This is a genomic window from uncultured Veillonella sp. (assembly GCF_963522475.1).
Lineage (GTDB): Bacteria > Bacillota > Negativicutes > Veillonellales > Veillonellaceae > Veillonella.
The window spans coordinates 1-16,835 of record NZ_CAUQYW010000011.1 but is presented as its reverse complement, the minus strand read 5'-3'; the positions used below and the strand labels follow the sequence as shown (position 1 = coordinate 16,835).

Genomic DNA, 16,835 nt, shown 5'->3' with positions numbered 1-16,835 from the left:
ACCCTCCTTAAAGTTGAGCTTAGTTCTTGGCATAATGTATACCTTTATACTCCTTGTAAGGTGTATGTAAATCAGCAAATACAGCATCATGTTTAGCTACACGCTGTTCTACTGGAGGTAATTGCATATAATCGCCCCAAATAAGATGTAAATATCTTTCATACCCTTTCATAACAGGTATCTGATGACCCTCAAAGGCTTTATATACAACAGAAGCAAAGTCTTCTCGAGGATGCCGTAACTTCATGCCTTTTAAACTACCAATTAACTCAGTACACTCTTTACTCGTATTGAAATCATATTTGGTCATTTGCTTTTCTGCAAAACGCCATATATGGTAACGTAATGACTGACTAGAGAATACCTTGTAGATACAACCTGCTAATGCACGATATATCGGTCCTTTATTATCTGGAAGCCGTTGTGCATTGAAAAGCGCAAAGGTCATAGCCCACATCAGTTGTAGCACTCGACTAATTTTACCTGGTGCACAGCCATCAATAGGCATGATTTCAAGAGCTAAACCATGACAAATATCTTCATACATACTATGGCGATTAATAAATGTCGTATGATTATCTCTAATAGAAGCACCTGCATCATGATAGATATGGTGCCGATCTGTACGACAATAAGTATACCGTTCTGTATCTGCATACTTAGGCCACAGTTCAGCTAACTTTTCGTAATCTGGACGTGGCATAAATAAATCCAAGTCGTCATCCCAAGGTATAAAGCCATTATGACGTATAGCCCCAATGAGGCCACCGCCACAGAGGTAAAAGCGCAAATTATGTTTGTCACAAAACTCTTTAAAGTACAGCAACATACTAAGCTCTTTATCTTGTATTTCCTTTGTCATAGATGTACTCATAGGGACCTCTCTTAACGTAAAACAGCCAGTACTGTGTCAACCATCGTTTTAATATCTTGTAAAAAAGAAAACTCTTTAATACTTTTTAAATTCCAAGCCATCTTGCCTGGTAATACTTCATTGATATACACTTCATCTACATTTTGAGCATTTTGTAAAAGTTGATCTTCATCTTTATAGGTAATGCTAGCCACACTAGTTACACCAGCCGGTAATAACAAAGTAGCTTTCATCTCATCCGTATAAGCTGCCACATAGCGAGGTACCTCAGGTCTTGTACCAACAAAGCTCATATCGCCTACAAGAATATTAATTAGCTGAGGTAATTCATCGAGGCGACAGCTACGAAGCATATTGCCTACCTTGGTAACGCGCATATCATTTTGTGATGTTACTTGAGCACCTAATGATTCTGCATTTTTTACCATGGTACGAAATTTATAGATACCAAAGGTACGACCATATTGCGTCACTCGAGTTTGGCGGAAGAATACCTCTCCTTCGCTATCTCGTTTAATCATGATGGCTAACACCAAAAATACAGGACTTAATACAATAAGCATACCAGCGGCTATAACACGGTCAAAAATGCTTTTACAAAGAAGGCTTGTTCGTCTTTGATTCAATATTTCAAAGTATGGACGCACCTCTTCACACTGCAACTCTTGTGGTAGATCGTGAAAGTTTTTTACTAACATTCGGTAATAATCCTTTTAAATGTTTCAATGATATATTGCACTTCTTCATTCGTTAGCAATGTATGAAGAGGCAATGTGATTTCATTTTTAAATTGATTATAAGCATTTGGATAATCATCAATGCTAAATCCTAAGTTCTTATAAGCCGTATGCATAGGAATTGGCTTATAGTGAACATTGGTTGCAATACCCGCTTCAGCCATAGCCTCGATTATCTTATTACGGTATTCAGCATCTTGACCATCTAAACGTACTAAATATAAGTGGCCACTACTTTGATGATCATCAGTATAATGATGTAACAATGTAACAGGTAAATCTTTAAAACCTGCATCATAAGCTGCGATGATTTCCTTACGTCGTGCTAACAGTTTTGGGTATCTTTCAAATTGAGCCAAACCAATAGCCGCCATAATATCGGTCATATTACATTTATAATATGTACCCTTAATATCGTATTCCCATGCACCAGCCTTTGTCTTAGCAAGGGCGTCCTTATCTTGTCCATGCAAAGATAATAATTGGAATTGTTTATAAATGACTTCATCATCAATACCATCTATATGTCGCCATGTAGCACAGCCCCCTTCGGCAGTCGTAAAGTTCTTTACTGCATGGAAGGAAAAACTACTAAAATCAGCTACATTACCAGTTGGTATACCTTTGTATGAAGCACCAAAGGAATGAGCACAGTCCGCTACGATAGGAATATGTCCCAATGCTTTTTGAATATCATTGGCAGGTGTAAATAGCGCTTTCTTTTCTTTTACAATAGAGCGTAAACGGTCATAATCACAAGGCACCCCTGCAATATCTACAGGAATGATTGCCTTTGTTTTTGGTGTAATAGCACGAGCCACTGCATCATAATCCATTTCAAATGAATCTTTTTGGGTATCTACAATAACTAGTGTAGCCCCTACATGAACAACAGGACTTGCACTAGCCGTATAGGAATAAGCACTAGTAATTACCTCATCACCAGGACCAATACCTAATACTCGAAGAGACATCTCAAGCGCCGCGGTAGCAGAGTTTAAACAAACAGCTTTAGGTGTACCTAACTGTTCCGCAATTTTTTTCTCTAATTGCTTAGTACGCGGACCTGTCGTAATCCAGCCACTCTTTAAGGCTTCAACGACTTCATTAATTTCTAACTCTGTAATATCGGGAGGAGAAAAATTAATTTTCATATAAATCACCTCATAACTTTCTTTACCTAATCGATACGCTTGATTTATCAGATTAAATATATGTTAAAGTGGGTATTATGCATCAATAACGATAGAACCTAATAAAGGAATACCAACTTGAGTAAGTCTTTTCTTAGCTTCAGTTAAGTCTTTAGGACTTGCAATCTCATTTTTAACCACAAGCATAACGCCATCTGATTTTTCAGCTAATACAACAGCATCCGTAACATCTAATACCGGTGGTGTATCAATGATAACCACATCGTATTCATCACGAATATAATCCCATATTGTAGATAATTTACTTGAATCAACTACCTCTGAAGGATGACTAACTACTTCACCTGCTGTAAGCACATCTAAATGAGGAACAATATTACGATGAATTGTTAAATCTTCATCCAGAATTACGGCATTAGTAAGCCCCTTATTTTGTACATTAAATGCTAGATGTTGAATTGGATTACGTAAATTACCATCTACCAAAAGAACTTTATTATTATTTTTCGATAAGGCTATTGCCGTATTAGCCGCTACTTCAGAAGTACCTTCTCCACTAGTTGCCGCTGTAATACAAATTATCTTACATTTATGTTGATTGCATACATATTGTAAATTGCTACGCAATGTACGATATGCTTCTACAAGCGGTGTATCACCACGTTCATTAGAAATTAGTCTAATCATCTTAACCTCTCACTTTGCGCCACAATGTAATAATACGATTACTAGGTTCTTCTTCCTTTTCATCATGATTTGGAATAACACCTAAGTTTTCAATGCCAAGAATATCATTAATTTCTTGTACAGACTGAACCTTGCGATTACAGAAGAACTGGCCCAATGTGTAAAGACAAGCAAGAATAAGACCTAAAACTGCAGAGCCTAATACAATAAGAACCTTACGAGGAGAAATAGCTTTTTCTGGCAATGTAGGCGCATCAACAATTTGCACTTCATTTGGCACCATTACCTCGGCTACCTTAGCTTCTTCTAAGCGTTTAGAAAGCATTTCATAGATATCTTGTGCCACATCAACATCACGTTTAGCTTGGATATATCCACGTTCTTTTTCTGGTAAGTTTTTCATAGCATCTTCGTTTTCTTTATCAAGATTAGCTAACGTAGATTCTTTACCTTGTGCTACAGCTAAAGCAGCTTCATTTCTAAATTTATCTGCTAATAAACCTTGTTGAGCAGAATTGCTAGATGGAGCTTGTTGGGTTGCAATAGCATTAATTTCTGCATTTAGACCACTCTTAGCCTCTTCAATTTGTTGGTTAATCTCTTTCATCGCTGGATGCTCATCCGTATATTTACCAACATAAGAAGCTTTACGTGCCTCTAAATCAGCTAACTGACCTTTATAAGCTTGAACAGTTGCACTATCTGAAATACTTTTACCTGCTGATCCCAACTGCTCATTAATACTACCTAAAGCGGCTTGAGCTGTTTCCAAATCCAGTTGATTTTGAGCTTTTTCTCGATCAATAAGAGTAATCTTATCTGTTAACCCTTTCATTTGGTCAGCAGTAGAATACACTTTATTATCCACTTGGAATTGTTGTAATTTTTTTTCCGCTTGTTCTAATTCTTCTTTTGCAGAAACAACGCGTTTTTGTAAAAATTCACGAGTAGAACGTTGTTCTACGTGAGAAATATCTGCCAAGCGCTTCAAGAAAGTATCAATTAATAATTGATTTGCCTCTTGCGCTTGTTCAGGGCTTTTACCAGTTACACTAACTTGTAGTAACTCAGTTTCTTTATACGGTTTTGTTTCAATACGCGTTTTAACAAATTCTTCATATGTCGGAGCTTTACCTGTTCCTTCTGGATCCTCAATAGCGGAAATAACAGGTTCTACAACATTACGACTTTTTAAGATTTCTGCATCTGTATTCATCAATTGGCGTGCCATAGAATCAGAATATCCATTAGCACTTGATAAAACAGAGTTACTTAAGCCTTGAGATTGTTTAATACGTAACATAGATGTAGATTGATATGTGGACGGTGCAATTAATCCATAGGCACCACCTAATACCATACAAGCTACCGTGATATTAATAATTTTACGGCGCTTTTTAACGAGGACTCTACCCACCTCTTTTAAATCAATAATTTGTTCCACCCATATACCCCTTTCTGTAAAAATTTACAAACAACAGAGTCTCTCCCTCTTAGGAATATCAACTGTATATCTTACTAATATATAAATTACAGTTCCAAATAAATAATTTTAACTAAATTGTTATACATTATGATTTGGATGATATGTAGGAACAATATCTTGTAATACATTGATTACATCCAAATCAGATTTACATGTTTCAAACCGCTCAATTTTAGCACTTAACCATTCTTGGTCTACATCTTCTAAGGCAGCTTCAAAAATTTTTTTATGTGTGGTCGTGTTTGTACCTTCCTCAGCAGTTAATAACTCTTCATATAACTTTTCACCTGGACGTAAGCCAGTAAACTCAATTCGTATATCTTTATATGGCTCAAACCCAGAAAGACGAATCATATTTTTTGCTAAATCAACAATTTTTACTGGTTCTCCCATATCTAATAGGAACACCTCTCCACCAGTACCCATTGCACCCGCTTGTAACACAAGCTGGCTTGCTTCAGGAATAGTCATAAAGTAACGAGTCATCTCTGGATCTGTAACAGTTACAGGACCACCTGCTTCAATTTGTTTTCGGAACAATGGAATAACAGATCCCCGACTCCCCAGTACATTACCAAAACGAACGGTGATAAATTTTGTATTATACTTATGATTCATACCAAGTACAACTTTTTCTGCCACTCGTTTTGTGGCACCCATAACACTAGTTGGATTCACAGCTTTATCTGTAGAAATCATAACAAATCGTTCAACCCCATGAGCACCAGCTACATCAGCTACATTACGTGTACCATAAATATTATTAAGTACGGCTGCAATCGGTTGAATTTCCATAAGTGGTACATGTTTATGAGCTGCTGCATGAAAAACTACATCTGGATGATAATCAGTAAAAATTTGATCTAATTGATTCTTATCTCGAATATCCGCAATAATAGGAATCAGTACACCTTTAGGTGCAATAGAACGCAACTCTTGATGAATTAGATAAATACTATTTTCACCATGACCTAATAGCAATAGTTTGTTAGGTTTTACCCGTAATACTTGACGACAAATTTCAGAACCAATAGAACCGCCGGCACCTGTAACAAGAACAACTTTATCTTTTAGATATGGTTCTACTTTTGTAGTATCTAGATGAATCTCATCGCGTTCCAAAAGATCTTCAATGGAAATAGGATGTAAATGGGATACCAAAACCTCATCATCTAATAATTGATACATACCTGGTAACGTATTGATTTTACATTTTAGAGGCGAGCAGATTTCCATAATTTCTCGGATAACATCACGTTTTACAGAAGGCATAGCAATTATAATTTCCTCTACCTTATATCTCGCAACAAGCATTGGAATATCTTCACGACCCCCTAAAATTCTAAAGCCGTTCATCAAACGATTATGCTTAAACATATCGTCATCCACAAAACCAATAATCCGTCGAGACCTCTTATGATAACGTTCAATTTCACGAGCTATAGTCGCACCTGCATCACCTGCGCCTATAATCAACGCATTCACTTGGCCATTTTCATCATCGTCCCCATTACTATAATGAAGTGCCACATAGTGCAGTAACATTCGCCCCATACCTACTGTACCAGTGGTGAGGAACCATGTAATAAAATAAATAGAACGAGGTAATGATTTACCAAAAACAAACATGGAGGAATAAAAGAGTCCCGTACCAATAGTTGTAGCTACAAAAACAGCTAGAACTTCTCTCATTCCTGCATAACGCCATATACGAGTGTATAGGTGCATAACCAAAAACATCAACATATACGAAACGAGTAATAGAGGTAATGCGTCTACCATTTGATTAATATATCGAGATTCTATGTAGCCATCAAATCTAATAAATAAACTGATGAATGCCACAATAACAATTGTCGCAATATCAGCAATAAACAATATAGCTGGTAATAAATATGAACGCAAAAGAACGCCCCCTTATATACGAGATAAACCTTATCCTTAATCCTTACCGATTCGTGAAACCATGTATGCACCTGATAAGATTGGAACAATGTCGCGAGCAAAGTTAATACGACTATTTTTAGTTAAATAAAGAACATCTCCCTCTCTCATAATATAGTTTTCGGACATATCTCCAGTTTGCAACATACGATTTAAATTAATTGGTATTGGTTTTTCAGGATTATCTTGATGAATCAAGTAAATTTTCTTTTTAGCTGTATCCCAGTTAAAGCTACCTGCCGCTCCAATTGCATCAATAACAGTACTAGACTTAGTTAACGTATAGGCACCAGGTTTATTAATTTCACCGAATACATAAACACGAACACCACCAAGTTTTGTAACATTTACAGTAATATCTGGATTAATTATGTAACGAGATAAACCTTGCTGTAATTGCGCGGTGAACTCATCGATAGTTAAACCGTCTGCTTTTACTGCGCCAACCATAGGAAATGATACATATCCATCAGGGCGAACAGTATACATAATATCATTACCATTACGTGTACCAAGATCAGCTTGTTGTACAACTTGAATCGTTAGTTCATCCCCTTGGCGTAAACGATATTCTTTGTCAGAGCTTACAACAGATGCACTAGTTTGTAGTGATGCATACTTATCTGATTCTAATGTTTTAGCATTGTAAGACTGTTCTGTTGTTACATTAACAGATGCAGCCATAGATGTTGTTGTGGCACATAGAAATGCGGCCATCATCATATACTGTTTTTTATTCATACTTTACCTCTTTAGTTTACATTCAACGCACTCAATACATCACTTAAATTTTAGAATTATTAATCCTAAAAAATCAGTTAAGTCATTTTATCATTTTTTTAAACTTTCTTCCATAATTAGAGGTCTTTACGAGATAACTTCATCAAACCTTTATGAATAAATCCTATAAATATAGTATTTTATTTATATTTTTATGGGTATTTTTTTACTCATTTCATTCACATTTCACTAGATTTTTTTATTGTATTTCAGACAATAAATAAAATATGTATAAACTCTATTCACCGTTGTTTCATAAAATCATCAAATACTCATTAATTTTATTGATATGATAAAAAAATAAGGTGTATATACTAGATTTCTAGCATATACACCTTATTTAAAATTTTAGATAAATACAATAAACCTAAAATACTAATTATTCAACACGACCGCCTAAATATGCTTCCATAACGCGAGGATCATGACGTACTTCATCAGCAGGACCGGATAATACCATTTTACCGGTCTCCAATACATATGCATAATCAGCAATTTTCAACGCTTGTCGTACATTTTGTTCTACCAAAAGAACAGTAGTTCCTTCTGCACTAATTTCTTTGATAGTTTCAAAGATTTCATTTACAACTAATGGTGCAAGACCCATGGATGGTTCGTCCAATAATAACAATTTTGGACGTGCCATTAGCGCACGACCAATTGCTAACATTTGTTGTTGCCCACCAGAAAGTGTGCCACCTAATTGATAGCTTCGTTCATCAAGAATTGGGAAGCGTTTAAATACCTTTTTAATATCCGCTTCAATCTCATTATCATTACGTATATAAGCACCCATTTCAAGGTTTTCATAAACGCTCATATCTTGAAGAATTTGACGACCTTCAGGAACTAAAGAAATACCACCATGTACTATTTGATGTGTTTTATGACCAGTAATGTCTTGACCTTCAAATAATACTTTACCTGATGTTGGTTTTACAAGACCCATAATAGTCTTCATCGTTGTAGACTTACCGGCACCATTAGCGCCAATCAAGGATACAATAGAACCTTGTGGTACTTCCAAACTGATATCTTTTAAGGCTGTAATATGTCCATAACCAGCCACGATGTTTTCCAGCTTTAACATATTACACCTCCTCTTTACCCAAGTATGCTTCAATTACAGCCTCATTATTTTGAATTTCTTGAGGTGTACCTTCAGCAATTTTTTTACCAAAGTTGAATACTACCAAACGGTCACAAATATTCATCATTAATTCCATAGCATGTTCAATTACTACGACAGTAATACCAAGATCGCGAATCTTACCAATCAATTGGCGTAACGCTTCTGTTTCACTATCATTCATACCTGCTGCCGGTTCATCGAGCAAAATTAATTGAGGATGTGTAGCCAAGGCACGTGCAATTTCAAGACGACGTTGTTTACCATATGGCAAAGATGTAGCAACCTCTTCAGCATCTTCTTCAAGACCTACGAGTTTTAAAAATTCATAAGCAATACCGCGACAACGCTCTTCTTCAATACGTTGGCGTTTTGTTCTTAAGAAGCTGGCCACAAAACCCGAACCTGTTCGACAGTGCATACCTGTTAAAACAGTTTCCAAAGCAGTCATATTACCAAAGAGACGTATATTTTGGAATGTACGAGCAATGCCCATTTCTACCGTTCTATGAGGCTTAATACCTACAACGGACATACCATCAAATACGATTTCGCCAGAACTTACAGGGAACACCCCTGTAATTAAGTTAAAGAGTGTAGTCTTACCAGCACCATTTGGACCAATAACACCGAATACTTCACCTTGTTTTACACCAAAGGATATACCGGTGAGAGCTGCAACGCCACCAAAGCTTTTACTTACGTCATTTAATTCTAATAGCATTCAGTTCCCTCCTATCCTTGTTTTTCTTCTTGTTGTTTACGTTTATACGCTTCAAAACGTTCTGTTAATACTTGTGATTCAGGAATATATGGAGCTTTTTTTAAGCCTAATTTACGACTAATTTTGTCTACCATAGATTCTGTTAAAATACCATCTGGACGAACTGCCATCAAGATAACAAGTAATGCACCATAGATGATGTCCCGATAATCGGATAAGAAACGCAATACTTCTGGTAATAATGTAAGAATAAAGGAACCTAATACGGAACCCCATACTACATTAGAACCACCAAATACAGGGAATAGTAAGATTTGTACTACCTTGTGATAGCTAAAGTCTGTTGGATTAATAAAGTTTGTAATATGAGCATACAAACCACCGCCAATACCGGCAATGAAGGCACCAATGATAAATGCCATCATCTTGTAGTAAACAACGTTAATGCCCATTAATTCTGCTGCATGATCATCAGCCTTAATCGCTGCAAAGGCACGACCCACACGACTATTATTAATGCGCACACAGAAGGCAATAATCAATACTAAAATGATTAGCAAAATAATAATAGCCATTAAGTTGCCCCATGCAACAGCATCGATACCCATTAAACCATCAATATCAAGTTCATAGGCTAAATTTGTTAATTCTTGAGGAATAGATGGAATACCAGAAAGGCCTAACGCACCATTAGTAATATCCAAGTTCAAGAAAATAACACGCACAACTTCGCCAAAGCCAAGCGTAGCAATGGCAAGATATAAACCGCGAAGACGTGTTGTTGGTAAACCAATAATAACTGCTACAAGACTAGCAACTAGTCCACCAATAATGATGCCTACAACGATAGGCAAATCAGCTTTCAAAGAAAGGATAGCCCCTACGTACGCACCAACGCTCATAAAACCAGCAGCCCCTAAAGAAAGCTGACCACTTGCAAGCGTGAAGTAAATAGAAATACCCATGATGGTATTGATGATGAAGAACATCACGATCTGTAGATAATACGGGTTTAATAAATCCATTAAGGTCTACCCCCTTTATCTTTAGAACCAAACAAGCCTTGTGGGCGCCAGAATAATAATAGGATGATAAGACCAAAGGCCACCGCATCACGGAATGTAGAGGCACCATATGCAACAGAGAAGATTTCTGCTACACCTAAAATGAAACCGCCCACCATGGCGCCTGTAATATTACCAAGACCACCTAAGATAAGTACGGCAAGGCCTTTAAATCCAATAATAACACCCATAGTAGGCTCAATCGCATTAAATGACAATCCTACCAATACACCTGCGGCAGCACCTAAAGCAGATGCAATCATAACTGTAACAGATATAATCATTGTAGGATTAATACCCAAGAGAGCCGCTGTTTCAGTACTCATAGATACGGCGCGAATAGCTTTACCAATTTTAGTTTTCTTAATGACTATATTAAGAATCAGCATTAGGACTACAGAAACACCTAAGCCAATAATTTGTACCATGGAAATTTTGAAAGCTCCAAAGTCGATTAGACCACCAATATAGTCTGGTGGAAATGATCTTGTTTGAGGGCCCCAAAGCAATAATGCCAAACTTTCAAGAAAAATAGAAACACCAATGGTACTAATAAGTGGTGCCAAGTGAGACACCTTTTTTTTACGTAGTGGACGAAGCGCCACAAATTCTAAAAGATAACCGAGGATAGCACCGACAGCCATAGCTACGATAAGGGCTACAAAAATGTTAACGTCAAAAACAGTTACCATAAAAAGACCAACGAAGGCACCTATCATAAAGATGCCTCCGTGTGCCATGTTGATGATATTTAAAACGCCAAACACAAGTGTTAAGCCAATAGCGAGTACAGCATATAAGCTACCGAGGGTTAACCCGTTAACTAATTGTTGTAAAAACACTATACTACCTCAACTTTTATTTTTTTAATGCGTCAAATTGACCATTTTTAATTTGTAAAACTTGAACTTCCATAGATGGGTCGCGTTTTTCATTGAACTTGAATTGACCAGTTACACCAACGAAGTCAGCAATATTTTTCAAAGCTTCACGGAATTTTTCACGATCTGTTGTAGAACCTGCTTTTTTCAAAGCTGCTTCATAGAGGTATACCGCATCATAAGCTTGAGCTGCGAATTGGTCTGGTTCTTTACCGTATTTATCTTTGTAAGCTTTACGGAAGTCTTTTACCTTTTGATCGTCTTTGTTAGGGAACCAAGGTGTACCTACGATAACACCATCAGCTGCAGCGCCTGCAATTTTAATGAATTCAGGGCTGTTGAAGCCATTGGAACCAACTACAGGTTGATTCATACCCATTTCACGCATTTTTTTCATAATCAATGCACCTTCTTGGTAAAGAGAAGCCACAACGATTACATCAGGTTTTGCTTGTTGAATCTTAGTCAATTGAGCAGAGAAATCTGTATCTTTATCTGCAAATGTTTCAGTATCAACGATTTGTACACCTTCAGATTCCAATGCTTTACGAGCTGTATTATTTACAGATACCATTTGGTCATTGTTGTTGGAGTACATAATAGCTGCAGTTTTAAAGCCCAAAGTTTTATGCGCTTCTTTAATTGCAGTGTCTACTGCTAAGGATTCAGGTACAGCATTACGGAAAATGTAATCGCCGATATCTGTAATACCTTCAGCAGTTGTAGATGTACCAAGAGCTACGATTTTGCTTTTGTTTGCTACAGGACCTGCTGCCATCATTTCACCAGATAACATTGGACCAATAACAGCTACAACTTTATCTTTAGAAATTACTTTATTCATTGCATTGATAGCTTCGTTTTTATCACCTTTAGTATCTTCTACTAACAAGTTGATTTTTACAGCGTTTGCATCAGCGTTGATTTCACTAACTGCCAACTCTGCACCAGCTTTAATGGATTCGCCGTATGCCGCTGCACCACCAGTTGTTGTTGTTAACAATGCAATTTTAGCTTCATTGCTATTTGCATTACCTGCATCTTTATTACTGCCACAACCAGCAGCAACTGCCATTACACCAGCAAGACCAAAAATGGCCGCTTTTTTTAACATGGATTTATTCATGCTACACCCTTCCTTTGAAACATAAAACTTTAAATCTATATCTATATTATTAGAGTTTTGAATCCTTTGTCAATTAAAATAACTCTATAATAATATATACTATTATAAGTTATTCAGATAATCGTTCCCATTTTTCATACAATGCATCTAACTCACTTTGTGTTGATTCAATTTGTATGGAAATTTTGGACATTTCATCTAAATCTTGCTGTACTACAGGATTAGCTAATTGAACTTCATACATTTTCATAGTTGCTTCTAATCGAGCAATTTCAGATTCCACCTCAGCTAATTGCTTTTCTATCATATAGGCGTTTGGTTTCTTCTGTGATGCCTCTGTAGCTTCTTCTACTGAAAGTATAGGTTCATGAAAAGAAGTATGTTTATTATCGCTAACACTATTTTCTAAATTTTGCTCGTTAGCTAGGGCTAACAAATCTTCCTGTTCCTTTAACTTTTCTTTGTAATACGAATAATTACCGAGATACTCAGTAATTTTTCCATCATCTAAAACAATGGTTTTTGTAGAAACTTGATCCAAGAAATATCTGTCATGGGAAATAATAAAGCAAGTACCTTCAAATTGTTGTAATGCTTCTTCCACAATTTCACGCGTTGGAATATCTAAATGGTTTGTCGGTTCGTCTAAGATAAGAAAATTATCTCCTTGAAGGAATAATTTTAACAATGCTAACCGAGCTCTCTCACCACCGGATAAGTCTCCTACTAGCTTAAATACATCGTCCCCTTTAAATAGGAATGAGCCTAATACATTGCGGGCTTTTTCTTCAGTGTAGTTAAAGTGATTCATAATCTCTTCTACTACCTGCCAAGAATCATGTAATTCTTCGTGCTCTTGCGAGAAGTATCCCACTTGTACACGATTGCCAATATCTACGTGACCATTCTCAGGGAATAATTCACCTACAATGGTTTTTACCAGAGTCGATTTACCTGCTCCATTAGGTCCAATAAGAGCTACTGATTCCCCTCGTCGTACTACGAGTGATATATCATTAATGATAGGACTTTCACCATACCCTACCGATAAATGATCAAGGACGAGAACCTTATCGGCGCTCATCGCTGCAGAAGGAAATGAAAATTGTAAATGATGTGAAGTTACCGGTGCATCAAGTCGTTCTAAACGATTAAGTTGAGACTGACGACCACGAGCCATTTTAGATTTAATACCTGCACGGTATTTATCTATATAAGCCTCAGTCTTCTTAATGTACTCTTGTTGCTTCTCATAGGCCATCATATCCGCTTTTAAACGTTCATCTCGTTGTTGAATATAACGACTATAATTACCACGATAAGTTGTAGCCTTATGGTTATCCAATTCTACAACGCCAGTGACGATACGATCTAAAAAATAGCGGTCATGGCTGACAATGAGAATCCCGCCATGATAGGCAGACAAATACCCTTCAAGCCACTCTAACATGTCCATATCTAAATGGTTAGTTGGTTCGTCTAAGAATAAAAAGTCTGGACGCCGTACCAATGCTTTAGCTAAATTAATTCGAGTCTTTTGACCACCAGAAAAAGCGCTTGCTGGTTTATCTAAATCCTCATCAATAAAGCCAAGACCATAAATGATGCGCTTAGTCTTTTGCTCGTAATCATAGCCGCCTAACCATTCAAGGCGATTTTGTAAATAATCTAATCGTTGTAAATCAGATTCACTCGCCTCTTCTGTTTCTAAGCGTGTGGTAAGTTCTTTAAGTTGTTCTTCCAATGCATGTACATCAGTCCATGCCTTTTCAATCTCAGTAGCTAAACTATCATCACCAAGATTTACATCTTGTTGTAAGTACCCAATGCTTGCAACAGGCGACTTAACTACATTACCTTCATCAAGATCTTCATAGCCTAATATGCATTTTAATAAGGTCGATTTCCCAGCCCCATTAGGACCTACTAAGGCTAGGCGATCACCTTCTTTTATCTCAAAGGACACATTGGAAAATACTTGGCGCACCCCAAATGATTTTCCAAGGCCTATCATTCGAATGCGTTCCATTCACAACCTCCTAATCATTACTTTTCATTATATCACAATTGCCCGTACTAATATTAACATTTCTATAGAGTCTTTTGTTTTTCTACTATGACGAAATAGTTTTCCCAATAATGGAATGTCTCCTAAAATAGGTACTTTTTGAATTTGATGTTGATCGCGATTATCCATTAAGCCACCTATAACAAGCACCTCTCCTGGTTGAAGTTTCACCCTCGTATGGGCTTGCCGCGTACTAATTTTATAGGCTTTCATTTCGGATACCATGATTGGGGTACTTACCTCAGCATGGATTTTTGCATCAACACCTCCGTCAGCAGTAATAATAGGAGTGTAGTTTAACTTAATTCCCACCTCTTCATAACGTGTAGATCGCTTACGTTCACCATTTACTTCGGACTCTTCTATAACGGGAATACGTTCACCTATTAAAATATGTGCTGTTTCACCATTTAAAGCCATAATAGAGGGCTTTGCAATTAACGCTGCTTTTCCCGAACTTTCCATAAGGCTCAACTCAGGTTTCATAAAAAATTTATATGCATCACCGCCTGGTGTTTTACCAAAGGTAACAGCACCATACGAGTTTGTTTTATCTTCACCATGTCCGGTTAAACTGAGCCAAGACCATCTAATACCTTGCTCCTTTGCATAAGATTGCTCCATAGCAATAACGGTAGCTTCTAGTTGTACTTGCTTAGGTTCCTTATCAATCGCCTTAATAAGTGTTTCTACACGCCTTTTTTCTCCGCTTGTCAAATGCATAATGACTTCATTTTGTTCTGAAAGCACAGCCATTTTATCATTTTTTACAACTGTGCCCATTACATTTTTTAAAGACTCTGCAGGTAAATGTTCTGGAGTTATGAGATATAACTCCCTATTTTCAAGAGCTTTATCATCTGACTCTATTAGGATTGTATTATATTCTTTTGATACAGAGAAATGATATAGTCGCCCTAGCTCTTTTATAAGATCCTCTGGCGATTCACCTTGCACAGTGGCCGTAATGTTACCAGTTAAAGACTCTACACCTATAACAGATATATGATAACTACGACAAATTCCTAATACTGTTTCTTTTAGAGAAGCATTGCTAACAGATATAGTAATTGGTTTCTTATCTTTATTAACGTCTGAGCTTGTTGTTACATTATTACTTACAGTTTCATCTTTACTATTTGCTAATCCTACTAAAGGTTGTGCTAGTAATAAATATATCCATATAGTTATTAAAATAAGTGATTTTAATACTACACAAGCTTTGATTATCTTGTTTTTTATTATCATATATTCAATGATCAAGCTAGCTCTACACTCTAAATTGTTAGCCATCGCGATGAACCTCCTTCAACGATTTCTACAGTACTTGTAGTAATATTGGATATGAATGCCCCTTTCCAAGTACTTCCAACCGTAACCATCTGCTCTTCTGAACCTTTTCGTAAGATAGCAATTTCTTCATTTCCCTCTATGATTCCCACAAGTTTAATGGGTTCTTGTAGGGAGATTACATTAGAATTAGTACTTTTTATTGAATAGGTATTTGCATTATTAATGTTATTACTTTTATCGTAAATCATATCACCATATAGCACTTTATTTGATCTATCGCTATCGGTGTTGTTATTCTTACTCACTCTATGTCGTCTAGTAGTCCTTTTGTTATTAGAAAGCTTCTCATTACCAAATGATATTTCATCATCACCAATAGCATCTAAATCACTATCTATATCATTGGTATTATCATTGCGACTTAGTAAATCAACACTAGGAATATCTCTAAAAACTTCTCGCCAAGGATGTGCACGCTCTACACTACTCACATCATATAGAGTCTTTCCTTTAACTCCATCTTGATCTTTCCCATCACTAATAGTTTTATTATGATCTCCTTCTATTTTATTAGTTTCTCCTTGTATTTTCTTATTACCCCCATCATTAAAATGATTAGAATGTACTTGTATGCTTTCTTCTTGCGAAGGGTAAATAATGCCAACCAATATCATTCCTATCGCTAATATAAGAAATATTACAATAGCAATTCGATAGTGGCGTATAAGAAAATACTGTCTTTCCCACCATCCTCTAATACGTTCCATAAAATCTTGTAAATTCATATTCCACCTCCTGCTCACATATTCTAGGAGGTCCTTTAAAATTCCTACAAATCATAACCACCCGTAGAACGGGTGGTTTGCTCTGACCCTATAAGGGTCTTTC

The 16,835-nt window shown here is 36.6% G+C and carries 15 protein-coding genes; all 15 read right to left on the bottom strand.

Annotated features, from left to right (window positions below; genetic code table 11):
* Positions 1–19 precede the first annotated feature (19 nt).
* Positions 20–874, bottom strand: coding sequence for a phosphorylcholine transferase LicD (locus tag RWP19_RS06990; RefSeq protein WP_295258296.1), 855 nt, complete (start codon positions 872–874; stop codon positions 20–22).
* 11 nt (positions 875–885) lie between these two features.
* Positions 886–1,572, bottom strand: a complete 687-nt coding sequence (locus RWP19_RS06985; protein ID WP_314357054.1) for a sugar transferase — start codon at positions 1,570–1,572, stop codon at positions 886–888.
* A complete protein-coding gene (locus RWP19_RS06980) occupies positions 1,566–2,765 on the bottom strand; it encodes a DegT/DnrJ/EryC1/StrS family aminotransferase (RefSeq protein ID WP_314357052.1) in 1,200 nt (399 codons plus the stop codon). Before RWP19_RS06980 ends, RWP19_RS06985 begins: the two co-directional genes overlap by 7 nt.
* Before the next feature lie 75 nt (positions 2,766–2,840).
* The gene (locus tag RWP19_RS06975) at positions 2,841–3,452 is read right to left on the bottom strand and encodes a CpsD/CapB family tyrosine-protein kinase (RefSeq protein ID WP_314357051.1); all 612 of its coding nucleotides are present in this window, start codon (positions 3,450–3,452) and stop codon (positions 2,841–2,843) included.
* 1 nt (position 3,453) lies between these two features.
* Complete coding sequence (locus RWP19_RS06970) at positions 3,454–4,896, bottom strand: GumC family protein (protein WP_314357050.1); 1,443 nt, start codon at positions 4,894–4,896, stop codon at positions 3,454–3,456.
* A 120-nt stretch (positions 4,897–5,016) separates the two neighbouring features.
* Positions 5,017–6,843: a nucleoside-diphosphate sugar epimerase/dehydratase gene (locus RWP19_RS06965; RefSeq protein WP_314357049.1), complete on the bottom strand. Its 1,827-nt coding sequence runs from the start codon at positions 6,841–6,843 to the stop codon at positions 5,017–5,019.
* Positions 6,844–6,879: 36 nt separating this feature from the next.
* Entirely contained in the window at positions 6,880–7,623 is a 744-nt protein-coding gene (locus tag RWP19_RS06960; RefSeq protein ID WP_314357048.1) for a polysaccharide biosynthesis/export family protein, read from the bottom strand.
* Positions 7,624–8,041: 418 nt separating this feature from the next.
* Entirely contained in the window at positions 8,042–8,752 is a 711-nt protein-coding gene (locus RWP19_RS06955) for an ABC transporter ATP-binding protein (RefSeq protein ID WP_119206281.1), read from the bottom strand.
* A gap of 1 nt (position 8,753) precedes the next feature.
* Positions 8,754–9,515: an ABC transporter ATP-binding protein gene (locus tag RWP19_RS06950; protein ID WP_005384247.1), complete on the bottom strand. Its 762-nt coding sequence runs from the start codon at positions 9,513–9,515 to the stop codon at positions 8,754–8,756.
* 11 nt (positions 9,516–9,526) lie between these two features.
* Positions 9,527–10,540 (bottom strand): branched-chain amino acid ABC transporter permease, encoded by a 1,014-nt coding sequence (locus RWP19_RS06945; protein WP_314357045.1) that lies wholly within the window; start codon positions 10,538–10,540, stop codon positions 9,527–9,529.
* Positions 10,540–11,421, bottom strand: coding sequence for a branched-chain amino acid ABC transporter permease (locus tag RWP19_RS06940; protein WP_105086569.1), 882 nt, complete (start codon positions 11,419–11,421; stop codon positions 10,540–10,542). The genes RWP19_RS06945 and RWP19_RS06940 overlap by 1 nt, the downstream gene beginning before the upstream one ends.
* Before the next feature lie 16 nt (positions 11,422–11,437).
* Positions 11,438–12,586, bottom strand: coding sequence for an ABC transporter substrate-binding protein (locus RWP19_RS06935; protein ID WP_101928159.1), 1,149 nt, complete (start codon positions 12,584–12,586; stop codon positions 11,438–11,440).
* A 109-nt stretch (positions 12,587–12,695) separates the two neighbouring features.
* Positions 12,696–14,615 carry an ABC-F family ATP-binding cassette domain-containing protein gene (locus RWP19_RS06930; RefSeq protein WP_314357042.1) on the bottom strand — a complete coding sequence of 640 codons (1,920 nt, stop codon included), beginning with the start codon at positions 14,613–14,615 and terminating at the stop codon, positions 12,696–12,698.
* A gap of 27 nt (positions 14,616–14,642) precedes the next feature.
* Positions 14,643–15,902, bottom strand: coding sequence for a secretion protein (locus tag RWP19_RS06925; RefSeq protein WP_314357094.1), 1,260 nt, complete (start codon positions 15,900–15,902; stop codon positions 14,643–14,645).
* Positions 15,903–15,931: 29 nt separating this feature from the next.
* Positions 15,932–16,732: a hypothetical protein gene (locus tag RWP19_RS06920; protein WP_314357041.1), complete on the bottom strand. Its 801-nt coding sequence runs from the start codon at positions 16,730–16,732 to the stop codon at positions 15,932–15,934.
* Positions 16,733–16,835 lie beyond the last annotated feature (103 nt).

Bases quoted from the DNA above. Each gene is read 5' to 3' on its own strand.
- RWP19_RS06990 (WP_295258296.1), bottom strand. From the start codon at position 874: ATGAGTACATCTATGACAAAGGAAATACAAGATAAAGAGCTTAGTATG.
- RWP19_RS06930 (WP_314357042.1), bottom strand. From the start codon at position 14,615: ATGGAACGCATTCGAATGATAGGCCTTGGAAAATCATTTGGGGTGCGC.
- RWP19_RS06985 (WP_314357054.1), bottom strand. From the start codon at position 1,572: ATGTTAGTAAAAAACTTTCACGATCTACCACAAGAGTTGCAGTGTGAA.
- RWP19_RS06935 (WP_101928159.1), bottom strand. From the start codon at position 12,586: ATGAATAAATCCATGTTAAAAAAAGCGGCCATTTTTGGTCTTGCTGGT.
- RWP19_RS06925 (WP_314357094.1), bottom strand. From the start codon at position 15,902: ATGATAATAAAAAACAAGATAATCAAAGCTTGTGTAGTATTAAAATCA.
- RWP19_RS06980 (WP_314357052.1), bottom strand. From the start codon at position 2,765: ATGAAAATTAATTTTTCTCCTCCCGATATTACAGAGTTAGAAATTAAT.
- RWP19_RS06945 (WP_314357045.1), bottom strand. From the start codon at position 10,540: ATGGATTTATTAAACCCGTATTATCTACAGATCGTGATGTTCTTCATC.
- RWP19_RS06955 (WP_119206281.1), bottom strand. From the start codon at position 8,752: ATGTTAAAGCTGGAAAACATCGTGGCTGGTTATGGACATATTACAGCC.
- RWP19_RS06950 (WP_005384247.1), bottom strand. From the start codon at position 9,515: ATGCTATTAGAATTAAATGACGTAAGTAAAAGCTTTGGTGGCGTTGCA.
- RWP19_RS06975 (WP_314357051.1), bottom strand. From the start codon at position 3,452: ATGATTAGACTAATTTCTAATGAACGTGGTGATACACCGCTTGTAGAA.
- RWP19_RS06960 (WP_314357048.1), bottom strand. From the start codon at position 7,623: ATGAATAAAAAACAGTATATGATGATGGCCGCATTTCTATGTGCCACA.
- RWP19_RS06920 (WP_314357041.1), bottom strand. From the start codon at position 16,732: ATGAATTTACAAGATTTTATGGAACGTATTAGAGGATGGTGGGAAAGA.